Annotated in this window: 10 protein-coding genes and 1 pseudogene; 9 read left to right on the top strand and 2 right to left on the bottom strand. The window is 57.9% G+C overall.

What is annotated here, in order from left to right; all coding sequences use genetic code 11:
- The first annotated feature begins 1,033 nt into the window (after positions 1–1,033).
- From EOB36_RS24330 to EOB36_RS24310, 6 genes and pseudogenes are all read left to right on the top strand, one after another.
- Positions 1,034–2,212, top strand: a complete 1,179-nt coding sequence (locus tag EOB36_RS24330; RefSeq protein WP_164897602.1) for a cytochrome P450 — start codon at positions 1,034–1,036, stop codon at positions 2,210–2,212.
- Between the two features lie 29 nt (positions 2,213–2,241).
- Positions 2,242–2,364 (top strand): annotated as a pseudogene (locus EOB36_RS35345) (ferredoxin); the annotation flags it as partial.
- A 138-nt stretch (positions 2,365–2,502) separates the two neighbouring features.
- Positions 2,503–3,090: a nuclear transport factor 2 family protein gene (locus EOB36_RS24325; RefSeq protein WP_245467877.1), complete on the top strand. Its 588-nt coding sequence runs from the start codon at positions 2,503–2,505 to the stop codon at positions 3,088–3,090.
- 148 nt (positions 3,091–3,238) lie between these two features.
- Positions 3,239–4,840 (top strand): SDR family oxidoreductase, encoded by a 1,602-nt coding sequence (locus tag EOB36_RS24320; RefSeq protein WP_128285896.1) that lies wholly within the window; start codon positions 3,239–3,241, stop codon positions 4,838–4,840.
- A gap of 137 nt (positions 4,841–4,977) precedes the next feature.
- Positions 4,978–6,030, top strand: a complete 1,053-nt coding sequence (locus EOB36_RS24315; RefSeq protein WP_126104978.1) for an LLM class flavin-dependent oxidoreductase — start codon at positions 4,978–4,980, stop codon at positions 6,028–6,030.
- Positions 6,017–6,643, top strand: coding sequence for a nitrogen fixation protein NifQ (locus EOB36_RS24310; RefSeq protein WP_029356557.1), 627 nt, complete (start codon positions 6,017–6,019; stop codon positions 6,641–6,643). Before EOB36_RS24315 ends, EOB36_RS24310 begins: the two co-directional genes overlap by 14 nt.
- On the opposite strand, the gene rpoN is transcribed toward EOB36_RS24310, so the two are convergent.
- Both rpoN and EOB36_RS24300 read right to left on the bottom strand, forming a co-directional pair.
- Positions 6,640–8,073: an RNA polymerase factor sigma-54 gene (gene rpoN / locus EOB36_RS24305; RefSeq protein ID WP_128243750.1), complete on the bottom strand. Its 1,434-nt coding sequence runs from the start codon at positions 8,071–8,073 to the stop codon at positions 6,640–6,642. The two genes, EOB36_RS24310 and rpoN, sit on opposite strands and share 4 nt — an antisense overlap.
- Positions 8,074–8,142: 69 nt before the next feature.
- Positions 8,143–8,676, bottom strand: a complete 534-nt coding sequence (locus EOB36_RS24300) for a peroxiredoxin (RefSeq protein WP_126104981.1) — start codon at positions 8,674–8,676, stop codon at positions 8,143–8,145.
- 1,178 nt (positions 8,677–9,854) lie between these two features.
- Here EOB36_RS24300 and EOB36_RS24290 point away from each other — a divergent pair.
- The 3 genes from EOB36_RS24290 (at position 9,855) to EOB36_RS24280 (ending at position 13,236) form a co-directional block, all read left to right on the top strand.
- On the top strand, positions 9,855–10,166 hold the full coding sequence (locus tag EOB36_RS24290) for a hypothetical protein (protein WP_206437555.1): 312 nt from the start codon (positions 9,855–9,857) through the stop codon (positions 10,164–10,166).
- A gap of 825 nt (positions 10,167–10,991) precedes the next feature.
- A complete protein-coding gene (gene hisC / locus EOB36_RS24285; RefSeq protein WP_128243749.1) occupies positions 10,992–12,122 on the top strand; it encodes a histidinol-phosphate transaminase in 1,131 nt (376 codons plus the stop codon).
- Between the two features lie 79 nt (positions 12,123–12,201).
- Complete coding sequence (locus EOB36_RS24280; protein ID WP_126104983.1) at positions 12,202–13,236, top strand: LLM class flavin-dependent oxidoreductase; 1,035 nt, start codon at positions 12,202–12,204, stop codon at positions 13,234–13,236.
- Positions 13,237–13,553: the final 317 nt, after the last annotated feature.

Raw genomic sequence — 13,553 nt, 5'->3', positions numbered from 1 at the left:
GATGAGTTATCCCTTTTGAAGCCGTTGCTCCCAATTTTGGGATAAGGTAATTGCAGGCGGTCCCAGCAACGTCGGGCGGCCTTTTTGGTGATCGAATTCATGGGACTACACTCTTGGTCCGTGACGCATCTGCGAATGACTGCGCAAGTTCCGTGCCTTCAACGACAAATCTGGCTCTGCTGAGCGGGTGGTGGAGGCACGAGCGTGGGCTATCCCAAGAGCTTGCCGCAAGGTTGTTCGAAGTTGAGGTGCCGGATAGACCGCAAACATGTCGGGCGGCCTGGGGTTCGCCAACACGAAGATGCGCAAGTTCAAAAGGACGAGCTGAACCCTTGCCGATATCCGTCCGAGGCTGATCTGGAGAAGGTCAAGAACTGCGTCTTGAAGGCTTCCGCCGCACCGGCAAATGCGAAGCCAAGGTGCTGGGCAAGATGGACAGGCCATCCAATCCGTCGACTGGACGCTCATTAACGGCGTCGGTGTGGCTCTGTAGCTGGCGAGAAAAACGCCCTGCTGAAAGACAAAAGCTCGTCTGGCCGGCTCTGAAGGACGGCCAGTGAGGCAGGCGAGGAGAGGCTATAGCCCATTCGTGTAGACTGATCTTGTCCCACGGAGGCGGCTAACCACCCCGCCAGACATCATCGAGGGGAGCGCCACTAGGCTTACCCCAAGTGTTGGTCATTTCCACCTGGGTGACCTCGGCCAAGTCACCAAGCCGCTTAGCGCAAGCTTTCGAACTGGATGCTCCCCGGGCACATGATCGGCTAGCGATCCCACCAGTTGAGTTGCTCCAAGTCGGTGTCTAGCTTTCTACATTCTGTGTCCGACGCTGGACAAGAATGTTGCAATCCCGACCAGCAAGTCAGCGCAGGCGCCACCTGTTGCCCAGCAAACGGCAAGGATTATCGAAAGACGAATTCGGCACGGAGCTTGCACCAACGATTGCATGCAAATGCCGACAGCATCTCATGAACGGTCTCTCGATTCTGGCGCGGTTAAATCGCGGCCGGTTCCAGATCATGTCCCGCCCGAAATGGTGAGGGACTTCAGCCTGTTTACGTCGCCCGGCATGTTGCCGACCGCTAACGGGGATCCGCATGCAGCGGTTGCTTGCGTTCATGCCGGGCCTCCGATCTTTTATTCAACCAGCAACACGCGCGACGGTCGGGGTACCTGGGTCATCACTCGCGCGAGCGACCAGCGCCGGGTGCTGCAGGACACCGAAACGTTTTCCAGCCATCGCAGCATCTTCGCCTCTGTGCTCGGCGAGAGCTGGCCGATGATCCCGCTTGAGCTCGATCCGCCATTCCACGGTGTTTTTCGCTCACTGCTCAATCCGCTGCTTTCGCCAAAGCGGGTAATGGCATTGGAGCCGGCTGTCCGGGAACGAGCGATCAAGCTGATCGACAGGATCGCCGCATCAGGCACGAGCTGCGACATCATGAAGGATTTTGCAGTTCCGTTCGCGGTCAATATCTTCCTTCGCTTTATTGGGCTTTCGGACAACCGACTAGAAACATTTGTCGGCTGGGCTAGAGATCTGCTCCACGGCGATAAGGAGCAACGACCACCCGCAGCCCGGACGATCGTGGCCTTCATCGACGAACTTGCCACCGAGCGCCGCAAGGAGCCGGTCGATGATTTCATGACCTTCATCGTGAAGGCAAAGGTCGAGGGTCGTCTGCTCAGTGACGAGGAAGTCCGTGGCATCGGCGTGCTTGTGTTCGTCGCGGGGCTCGACACGGTCTCAGCAGCCATATGCTTCGACTTGGCCCATCTCGCGCGCAACCCCAAAGATCAGGAATTGCTACGAAGCGAACCGGACCGGATTGCCGTCGCTGCGGAAGAATTGCTGCGCGCCTATTCGACCATTCAGATGATCCGAGTGGCAACGAAGGATGTCGACTTCAAAGGCGCGCCGATCCGCAAGGGAGACTATGTTTCCTGTGCCACGATGATTGCCAATCGTGACCCGGCGGAATTCGAATGCCCGAATGAGATCGATCTGGCGCGCGAGGACAACCGGCACGCTGCCTTTGGCTATGGTCCCCATCGTTGTCTTGGCTCACACCTTGCCCGGCGGGAGATTGTCATTGGCCTGGAGGAGTGGCTGGCGCGCATCCCAGCCTTTCGGATCAAGACAGGGACTGAACCTATCACCTTCGGCGGCCATGTGTTCGGGATCGAGAATCTGATCCTGGACTGGTCCTGAAGTTTCAGCCAACGACATTGGAGTTCGCTATGCGTGTCGTCGTACATAAAGCCAGATGCCAGGGTCATGCGCGCTGCTGGGCGCGGGCGCCGAGAGTCTTCAAGCTTGATGACGCCGGCTACATCTTGCCCGGTGATATTGATGTTGCCGATGGGGAGCAACTGCTTGCCTCAAAAGGGGTACGAGCCTGCCCCGAACAAGCTCTGGAAGTTGACGAGCCCCCCGCTAACTCAGTTGTAGAGAGAGACACACGCAAAGTGCAGACTGGCATCGGGAAGGACAAAACAATCATACAATTCGCGACAGACCCTGTCGACCACGCGAAAATTACCGAACTGCGTGACCGAGAGGCGATCCGCAACTGCCTGTATCGGTACTGCCGCGGGATAGACCGCGCCGATGAGGCGGCGCTGCGTAGCGCATACTGGCCCGAAGCGTATGACAGGCACGGTCCCTATTGCGGACCGGCAGAGGACTTCATCCAATTTGCTCTCGGTCTGCCGGGGCACCGTAACATCCATCAAATCACGAACAGCCTGATCGACTTCATCAGTTTAGCAGAGGCCGCGGTCGAGAGCTATTTCACCGCGCTGCAACGCGGACCGGATACGGACCAAGAAATACGTCAGACGCTGCTTTGCGGCCGTTACTGCGATCTGTTTCAGAAGAGGCAGGACGAGTGGCGAATTGCGGAACGGACAGTCGTCTACGATTGGGTTGAGGAGCAAATCCCGCCAGCGATTCTTGAGGCAGATAGGTTCGGCCGGCGACAGCCGATTGGAGCACCACATCCAGACGATCCCATCTACCAGTTGCTCAAGGGTCACATCCCCACCGACCAAGATGGCGTCGAGGGTCCCCAACTGGGAGCTGCATAAGTGGGTAGAAATGGGGGATGAGCGCCCTACGGGAACGACATCTGTGTGGGGCCGCAACTGGCGGTCACTGCAACGATTTGGCTCGGCCCTTCATTCCGCCCAAGGTTGATGGGCTGAGATCACAAGCGGTCATCGTGGAGAAGCTCTCGTGAAACTGGCAGCACGCACCGTAATCATCACAGGCGCTGCGGGCGGGATCGGCCGTGCCCTGGTCGATATCCTTGCCGCGGACGGAGACACTGTAGTTGCGGTGGACCTTCCGGGCAGTGGTGTGGTTGAACTGGCTCGGGATCTCGGGTCGCCGCACGTCGGTCTGGAGTGCGATGTGTCGCGAGAGAAGGACATGCTCTCACTTTTCGGCCAGGTCGAAGCACGGTTCGCGCAAATCGATGTCCTCATCAACAATGCGGCGGTTGGACCCACGATGGATAGGATCATCGACACCGCTGTCGATACCTTCCGACGCGGCGTGACAGTGAACCTTATTGGGCCATTCGTTATGGCCCGGGAAGCGGCGCGGCGCATGAAGCCGGGCGGTGCGATCGTCAATGTGGCTTCGATGGCGGGCGTGGTCGGCAATCCCAGGCGCAACGCCTACGCAGCCTCGAAAGCTGGCGTGATCTCGTTGACAAAGTCCCTTGCATGCGAGTGGGCTATGCGAGGAATCCGCGTCACGGCGGTGGCGCCGGGCTCCGTCCGCACCCCAATGGTCACAGAACTGGCACGCGCTGGCAAAATGGACCTCGCGGCGATACGCCGCCGCGTGCCGATGGGGCGCTTGGCTCGCCCCGACGAGATCGCCAGGGTCGTGCGTTTTCTGAGCAGCACGCAGGCGCGCTACATCACCGGCTCGGTGCTGGCAGTCGACGGAGGCTGGATGTCATTCAACCAGCCGGGGGATGCTCACCCGCCGGTGGATGGTGCGCTCCAAGCCGAGCTCTCCTGTCCGGCCGAATGCACAGATGCGCGAATCGTGCTCGTCACCGGTGGCGCAAAAAGCATTGGCGCGGCCGTCGCTCGCCGCTTTGCCGCGAACGGCGACACCGTCGTGATTGCTGATAAAGATGGCACTGCAGCGGCAGAGCTGGCTACATCGCTCCCCGGCAAGCATCTGGCGAAATCGCTGGACGTGGCCGTCGAGAGCGATGTGGTGTCGGTGTTCGAAGAACTGAGGGGACGCTTCGGGTATATCGATGTTCTGGTCAATAGTGCTGATACCGCCGACAGGATTGTGCCTGCGATCGAGCAACTGTCGAAACAGCTCGAACACGTCCTGGATGTCAACCTTACCGGCGCTTTCACCTGCGCGCGCGAAGCGATCAAGGCTATGCGCCGGGGCGGCGTGATCCTCAATCTCGGGTCGATCGACAGCTTTCTGCCGTTCGCGCCGCGCCATGCCTACGGCGCCTCCAAGGCGGGGATGGATATGCTGACCCGTTGCATGGCGGCCGAACTCGGGCCGGTCGGAATTCGGACAGCCACCGTCGCTCCTGGCCACATCCGCACGCCCGCACTTGCTCAGTTGGCCAAAGCCGGCCGCATCGACCTGGCAGCAATCGGACGACGCATCCCCATGGGCAGGATGGGACGGCCAGAAGACGTCGCAGATGCATCGTTCTTCCTTGCTTCGTCTGACGCCTCATACATCAACGGCTCGATCCTCTACGTGGACGGCGGCTGGACCTCGTTCGGTGATGCGGGAAACGCCAGCGAACTCTATGACGAATGTTTTGCGGAGGCCGCAGGTTAATTGCCAGGCCTTCGCAGAGCGACCGGCCGAGCATTATGAAGCCTCGGCTCCACGACGCACCTGAGGTGCTTGAGATCCAAGCATGTGCATCCGAGCACATTCCCGGTCGGCTGACGTGTCTATAACGAGGAGAAATCATGGAATTTGCCACTTTCATTCTGGCCGCCCAGCGTGGCTATCACCAATCCTCAGAAAGCGTCATCCGCAACTCCATCGAACAGGCCGTCGCTTCGGAGCAGGCTGGGTTCAACACCGCGTGGTTTGCTGAGCACCACTTCAACAATTACAGCCTCATACCATCCCCGCTGATGATGGTGGCGCACTGCGCCGGCTTGACAAGCACGATTCGCCTGGGCACTGCCGTCTGCGTGCTGCCGCTTTACCAACCGCAGCGCCTGCTGTCCGAGATCGGCTTCGCCGACATCGTTGCGAACGGCCGTCTCGAGCTCGGCGTAGGCTTGGGATACCAGCAGTTCGAGTTCGAACGGTTCGGCGTGGACATCAATGAGGCGCCGGCCGTCTTTTCGGAATACCTGGACATCATTCTCAAGGGCCTCAACCAAAACGTCTTCGAACACGACGGCCAGTATGAGAAGATCCCCCCAACAGCGATTTCGGTCCGCACAGTCCAGCAGCCGACGCCGCCTATCTGGATCGCTGGCGGAGCCGCACGGATGGCTCGGGCCTACCGCGAGGGGCACAATTTTTTTGTCACAGCCTTCCACGACGGCTTAGAGACTTTGACCACACTGCGTGAATCAGTCGAGAGGGCGGCGGCATCCGAGGAAAAGAACGTCACCGACGTCAAGATATCGCTGCTGCGCTGCTGCTATGCCAGCCACGACGAGTTGGAGATCAACAGCTATCTCGACAATGCCCGCTTCCAGCGCCGGCTTTCTGAAGCCCTGCATCAGCGCCGCCAACAGAGCCACGATGGCTACCTGCTGCAGGAGACACCGACCCAGCAGGATCTGTCCTTCGAGACCATGCGCAAAAATTTGCCGATTGGCAGCGTAAATCGCGTGATTGATCGCCTGCTGGAAGAGATCGATATCTTGAAACCGGACCAGATCGCAGTTCAGACTCAATTGGGCGACTTCGACCAAAAGACGATGCTGCGCCAGATCGAGCTCTGGGGCGACAAGATCATCCCTGCGGTCAACAAGGCGCTTTGTCATGCCGGAAGCTGAAGCCGGCCGTTACGATGATGGCTGCCTATCCAGCGCGCAATGGCGTGGGTCCGAGCTAGGGAGGAGCTTCGATCAGCATGTGCTGCCCTGCGTACATTCACGTTCGCTTGAGGAGGTCCAGGCGGGCGAGGTGTTGGCGACGGAGGGGACAGGCCTTTCGTCTGTCGAATTGCGTGATGTCTTGGCCGCAACTTTCCCGTCTACCTCCAGCAGCGTATTCGCTTTGGAGGAGTTGAGCGAGCCCGAGCCGGAACTGGAAGAGGAGCTGCTACGCCGGCTGCTGCTAGCGCATGCTGCGCCGGCCGACCCGGCGAGCGGCCGCTTGGCCAAGATCATCGCCCGGCGTGCGATGCGCACGGACCATCTTTGGCGGGATCTTGGCCTCTCAAATCGCGCTGAGCTCAGCCGCCTGCTTGCCAGACATTTTCCCGCGCTGGCGGCAGGCAACACAGAAAACATGAAATGGAAAAAGTACTTTTACCGCAAGCTGTGTGAGGCCGAAGGCTTTTCGTCATGCACTGCACCCAGTTGTCGGGAATGCCAGGACTTCGAAAGCTGCTTCGGCCCGGAGGAAGTTGAGAGTCGCCTCTCGCCGACCAGGAATGCCGGTTAGTCACTTCGCTTGATCGCAGCTGCGGACAAACGCTTATCGCGGCGCCGTCGTATGGAGGAAGGGATGTTCATCGCCTCGCGATATTTGGTGACGGTACGGCGAGCGACATCGATGCCGGTCTCCTTGAGTTGAGCAACGATGTCTTCGTCGGAATGTACCTTGTCGAGCGATTCTTCGGCTATGATTGCCTTGATCCGATGGCGGACAGCTTTGGCGGAGTGCGCGTCGCCGCCCTCGCAGGATGCGATTGGCGCAGCGAAAAAATACTTCAGCTCGAACACCCCGCGCGGAGTCAACATGTACCTGTTCGAAGTCACCCGGCTTACCGTCGACTCGTGCATGCCGATCTCGTCAGCGACATTTTTGAGACAGAGAGGCCGCAGATGGGCGGCGCCGTGTGTAAAAAAGGCATCCTGCTGGCGCACGATTTCGGTCGCAACCTTAAGGATCGTCTTAGCGCGCTGCTTGAGACTGCTGATCAGCCAGTTCCCTTTTTCCTGGCAATGGTCGAGAAACGCTTTGCCTTCCGGATTTTGCTTGGTCAGCTGCGAGATTTCGGCGACATAGGTGTGGTTGATCAACACTTTGGGCAGCGTGGCCGGATCTAGCTCCACCCGCCATCCACCTTCGGACTTGGGCATTACCCAGACGTCCGGTACGATGGTTTCCGGCGTCCCGGACTGGAACCGGTCTCCAGGCTTGGGATCGAGCGCGCGGATTTCGTTCCTCATGTCGAGGAGATCCTCCTCGTCGACTCCGCAACGCTGCTTCAATCCCTGAAAATCCCCCCGTGCAAGCATCTCGAGATTGGCGACCAAAGCTGCCATAGCCGGGTCGAACCGGTCTTGCTGGCGCAGCTGAATCTCCAGGCATTCGCTGAGAGTTCGCGCAAAAATGCCCGGCGGATCAAATTGCTGCAAGATTCCGATGACCCGTTCCACATCAGCTTGCCGAACGTTTAACCTCCTGGCCAGATCGAAAAGGTTTACCTGAAGATAGCCAGTGTCCTCCAGATGGGCGGCGAGCTGTCCGGCAATCAGCCGCTCCTGGGGGGTGAACGGGGTGAGGGCGACCTGGCGGGCGACATGGTCGTGCAATGTTTCGGTGTGGGCGGTAAACTCCTCGACGGCAGGTCGATCGTTGCCGCTACTGCGTTGCGACTTCCATTGCCCGCGCCCGCCAGACGGCCCGCCAATGGGCGATTCGCCGATTTCGCTTCTGCTTTGACTGCTCCGCTGATCCTCCCCTGGCAGCGGCGAAACGTCGTCAAACGGGTCAGGCTTCAAAACGGGGTTCTTCTCGAGTGCCTGCTCCACGAGCTGATGGAGTTCAGTATGCGTCAATCGCAGCAAGCGAATAGCTTCAATGGCTTGAGGCGATAAGACCATACGTTGCTTCTGGCGTTGAAGCAGGCTTGCTGAGAGATGCATGTTGAACCGGTAATCTGCCGAGGAGGCTCTAGTGTGTGCTGGGGTTGTGTGAGACTTTCCACTTCTGGGTCATGCCGCCGCCTTCAGTTTGTCGAGAACGTTTTGCGGGGATGAAACGCCATAGGGGTCCGTCTCGCAGTTGTCACAGAAGCCTTCCTCCTCGAACCACTGCTCCACCACGCCATCGTCGATCAGAGCGGCGTATCGCCAGGAGCGCATTCCAAAGCCCAGATTGTCCTTCGCGACCAGCATGCCCATCTTGCGCGTGAACTCGCCCGACCCGTCTGGGATCAGCTCGATCTTCTGCAGCCCCAAGGACTTTCCCCACGCATTCATGACGAAAGCATCGTTGACTGAGACGCAGTAGATCGCGTCAATTCGCAGTTCCAGAAATTGATCATAGAGTTTTTCGAAATCGGGCAGTTGGAAGGTCGAGCAGGTCGGGGTGAAGGCGCCAGGCAGCGAGAACAGGATGACGCGCTTGCCCCCGAAATAATCGTCGGAGGTCTTGTTCTCCCACCGATAAGGATTTGGCCCCCCGATCGACTCATCGCGAACACGCGTGCGAAAGGTCACGAGAGGAACGTTCTTTCTATAGGTCATTGATTTGCTCTCAGGCCAAAGTGGTACGGTGCATTTTTCGGTTAAACTGAAGCGGCATCGACTTCGGTCGACAGTTCCGGCAGCCTCGCGCCTTGGCGTGGTTGCCTCGGACCGGTCTTGTGCAAGACCGCCCCCGAGCAGGCACGTTTAACGGCGACGAGCTTCCGCGGAGACGGGGAATTTTGCTCGCGTGCTTTATCGAGCTTTGAGAGGTAGGCATGGTCTGCAACCGTGATTTTGACTGCGTTCTATCGACCGAGTCGCAAGCGCCATGCCAATTGACCCGATGCCTTGGGTTCACTTCGGTTTTTGCAGCAACTTTCGTGTTGTGCAGTAATGCCGGTCGATATTATTGCTCAAGCAGCACTGGAAATTGGGTGCGACTCCGTTCGGCAAACCCGGCCTTTGTCCGAAGCCGGACACGAATGTCGGAAATTAGCCAAACGCCAGGACCTGGGGCGGGTTAAGAAACGTTGCCGTGGGCACCGGCTTCAGCACAATTGCGCCACGCGAGCATGGCTCCCAGCGTCAATGCCGTGCAGCAGCGAGACGAAAGTCACTGCAGAATATCAACCTCTGCGAAGTCGTTGAGACCCAGCATGTGCGAGCCGTTCGAGGCGCAGATCAAGGCATGCTCGAGGAAGAGCTCGTGCTCTCGGCAGCAAGTGTTGCGACGTCTGACAAGGATAGTCGCGCTTCAAGGAAAAGAACCTGAATGGTGCACGGCTTGTGAAGGCCTGGCGCATGGAAATGGCTGGGCTGATCATCCTCCATGGCGGTTGGATGAAGAGCTGGCCCCTATCTCCCTCAGCTGCAACGGGGGGAGATAGGGCATGTCCGTCCTATCGCGCTCGGTAACATTCCTCGGTGAGGCAATAAGGGGGAGCAATTTCTCATTTCGGCCGACACGACCCAGCTCTCCTTTCATGCGCTGATTCCCCCAAGGGAAATCGCGACTCCAGGCTTCCTATGCAGCGAATCGCGGTGCTGTCCGATGTCCGACAATGTCGGATGCGGATCGTAGCTGGGCTAGATCCGTCACTTTGCCTCGATGGTTTCCCACTGGCCTTATATCTGCTTCGCCCCAAATGCGGCGACATAACCTGTGCGGCATCTGTGAATGGATCGACTTCAATCGAGACCTCGGAGGTCCCGATGCGCGAAGGGAGCTTGCCGATATGACGGCCACCATAGCGAACCACGGTCCGGACGACGAGGGGACTTGGATCGGCGGGCCTGCGGCGCTGGGACACCACCGCCTGGCAATCATCGATATCCAGGGCGGCCGTCAGCCGAGGATGCTCCAGGAGGATGGCCGACCTGACTTGGTGCTCGTCTACACGGGTGAGACTTACAACTACCGCGAGCTGCGTCAACAGCTGGCCGGCCTAGTCCATCGCATGAACACGAGCAGTGACACCGAGGTGGTGCTGCACCGCCCCCGCGAGTGGGGCTCTTCGGCGGGTACACTTTTTTCACGAAATCCGTGAATGTTTCTCGCGACATCATCCCGCAATCGGTGGTGCAGCGGGTGAAGAGCCCGTATCCGGCTATCCAGAATGCCGCCTACGACAAAATACTACGTACGCGGTTCACTGTGATGCTGGACGACCTAGTGCCGGCAGTGGCACCGCTGTTGTCCGTCGACAGGTCCCGCGCTTGCTCGGTGCGACCAACAACCTTAAGCGCTAGGGCGTAACCTGACGCTGCAAGATCTCCTCACCGACTATAAGGTGCGCCTCACGATCTGAGACGATGGGACAGGATGGCTAAGGAGGTGCGCCGTCTTGCATGCCCCGCCAGCGAGGCGAACCCTCTTAGCTACGCGCGCCACCAGCGACGCTCCATATCGTCAGGCCTGCGTCTCATGCTCAGATGAGCCGGTATTTGGCTCTCTCATCAGCAAACCGAGAGAGCCCATGCCAAGACGGAAGCAAGCAAGACGAACGAGCGTCAGAGATATCCTGCGCCTGACCCATAAACAGGGCAGTCCGGTGGGCCAGGTGGCAGAGCAACTGAGGTTCGGCAAGACTTCGGCTTCCACCTATCTGCGGGCGCTGGAGACGGGCTGTCGTGCAGGCCCTGCATGCGGCTTTGAGGACGATGCGATGTTGAAACACCGTCTGTTGCGCCGAATCGGCCGTCGGCCACACGTTGGGTCGTCATCAGGTTCTCGACAGCTTCCCGGTGTCAAATCCAAACCGTGGTCGGCGATCCGTGGGAAGGCAGCGCTGATATAGCCGAACGTCGATCAAGTCACGATCAACGATTGCCTCATGTCACATGCCCTGCGGGACTGAAAAACGGAGAAGAACATGTGCGATGCAAAACTGAAGACCGTGCTTTCGCTTTTTTCGCCGGTGGCCAGCAAATTAGATGCTCTCTCGTCCAACGGACCAGCGACGGATGCAAATTGCGTTAAGCTAAATACGAACGAGAACCCGTTTCCGTTGCCGAAGAGCGTAATGCAAAGTGCAATTGCTGCGATCGAACACCAGTATCTTTATCCGGAAGACGACAATCTCAGCTTAAGGGCAGCTGCCTCCGATGCTTACGGATTTTCCAAAGATCAGGTGATTGCCGGCAACGGTTCGTCGGAGCTGCTCGGACTCATCTACAGAGCTTTCCTCGCCCCAGGAGATAGAGTGGCAATGCTGTCGCCCGGATTTTCGTTCAACCGTAAACTTGCCATGTTGCAGGGTGCCGAGTTTCTCGAAATCGCATCGAGCGAAGCTCATCCCCTGCCGATAGAAAAACTGCTGTCCGGCCCCGCAAAAGACGCGAAGTTCATTCTGTTGGCTAATCCGAACAATCCGACCGGAACATTCGTGCCGGTGGCCGAAATCGAACGCCTTGTGGAGCAAGCAGATCGCTTGATCGTCTTGGATGAGGCCTACGTTGACTTCGCACCCGACCATGCCCTGCGCCTCGTCAATAGACATCCGAATCTTTTGATCTTGAGGACTTTTTCAAAGAGCTATGCTGCCGCTGGCGTGCGAGTCGGCTTCGGTTTCGGTCACCCAGAAATCATTGGCAGGCTGCGCAACATCCAGAATGTCTTCAACATGAACGTGATCGGGCAGGCGGTCGGGAAAAGCATTCTTGCGCATCGCCACGCCTACGAAGAGAACCACAGGCACATCAAGCATGAACGACAGCGAGTGACCCTGGCGCTGTTGCAACTTGGCTTTTCCGTAACACCCTCCCACGCAAACTTTTTGCTGGCCCGTGTGCCGGCGGGACAGGAGGGCTCATGCTGGCAAGCCGCGTTGAAAGAGCAGGCGATCCTCATCGCCAGCTTTCCTGACGTAGATTTGAAGAACTGTATTCGCGTCAGCATTGGCACCACAGAGCAGATGGACAAATTCCTTGCTGCCGCCAAACGAGTCTGTATGAACTTTAAGAAGAAACGCGGTGTGCGCAAGCATGAAGTCAATTCACATTAAGCATCAAGTAATAGGTGTCGATCTGTCGAAAGCTATGATGTTTAGTGAATAAATAACAGGTAATTTGGAGAACAATTAATTGAAGAAAATTTCCGCTTCGGGCCTGACCTTCGGCATCTTCGATCATCTGGACGAAAACGGCGATGACATCGCACAACAATATGCAGATCGGCTGAGCCTAGCAGAAGCGTGCGATGGCTATGGCTTTTATGCGTATCATCTCGCCGAGCACCACTGTACGCCGCATGGCAGAGGTCCATCACCGAATTTGTTCTTAGCGAGCGTCGCCCAGCGAACCCGCAGTCTTCGTGTTGGTCCCATGGTAATGCTACTTGCGCTCTATCATCCGCTGCGTGCCTTCGAGGAGATCTGCATGCTTGATCAGTTGAGCGGCGGCAGGCTTGAACTCGGCATAGGGCGCGGCTCTGCTCCCACAGAATTGGGATACTTCGGGGTTGCTGTAGAAGCAGCACCAGAACAGTATGCGGAGGCCAGCGAGATTCTCATCAATGCGATGAAAGGCGGGACGCTTTCTTATCAGGGCCGCCACTTTGAGTTGAAAGACGTTCCGCTGACGTTGAGACCTCACCAATATCCCCATCCGCCGACATGGATCGCCACCAATCGACCCGAGCCGGCTAGCTGGGCCGCCGCAAATGGGGCAAACATCGCCTGCGTCGGACCTTCCACTTCTGTTCGCAGCGTTACCGACGCGTTCCGCGCCGCCCGAATTCACGATGCTGACATTGGCCAGCAAGCGCCATTTCTTGGATTGCTCCGAATGGTGGTGATAGAGCGTTCTGAAACAGATGCGTATTTGCTCGCAGCACCTGCCTATGAACGATGGCTCAAGAGCTTCAAATTTCTATACGAACTAAATGCCATTCCCACTCCACCAAACTTGCCTCTGAACTTCGATGCAGCAATTGAAAGTGAATTGTGCGTCGTGGGAACGGCAGCTTCTGTCCGAAAAGCTCTCCTTGATCAGTTGGAAGAGGCAGGTGCTAATTATCTTCTGTGTCAACTGGCATTTGGGGATTTGCCGCTGGATGCGTCCCTATACACCGCATCGACCATTCGATCCGAAATCATGGCTCGAGTTGGCGCATCGTGAAATCCGTCGTGTGATTGGAGGAGCAGCGGCAGCGCTGCTCCTCATTGCGAAACGGTTGTGGGGGCCGGACTCCTGTGTCAGGTGTAAACCATTGGAGCACGTCCTATCTGATCCAGGTCATATCCTGCGGCTGTGAAGTAGTTGGCACATTCGGCTGGGGTGAAGAGGTCGACGACCGCGCCGAGGCGTCCTGACCTTGCCCCTCTGATCTAATCCGGTTTGAAGTTCGTTCTGGCCCATCCAGAGGACCAGGACATGAAACGCAGCCGCTTCTCTGAAGAGCAGATCATCGGAATTTTGAAGAAACACGAGGCCGG

It is taken from the genome of Mesorhizobium sp. M6A.T.Cr.TU.017.01.1.1, from assembly GCF_004023115.1.
Classification (GTDB): domain Bacteria; phylum Pseudomonadota; class Alphaproteobacteria; order Rhizobiales; family Rhizobiaceae; genus Mesorhizobium; species Mesorhizobium mediterraneum.
This window is presented reverse-complemented; position numbering and strand designations above follow the sequence as displayed.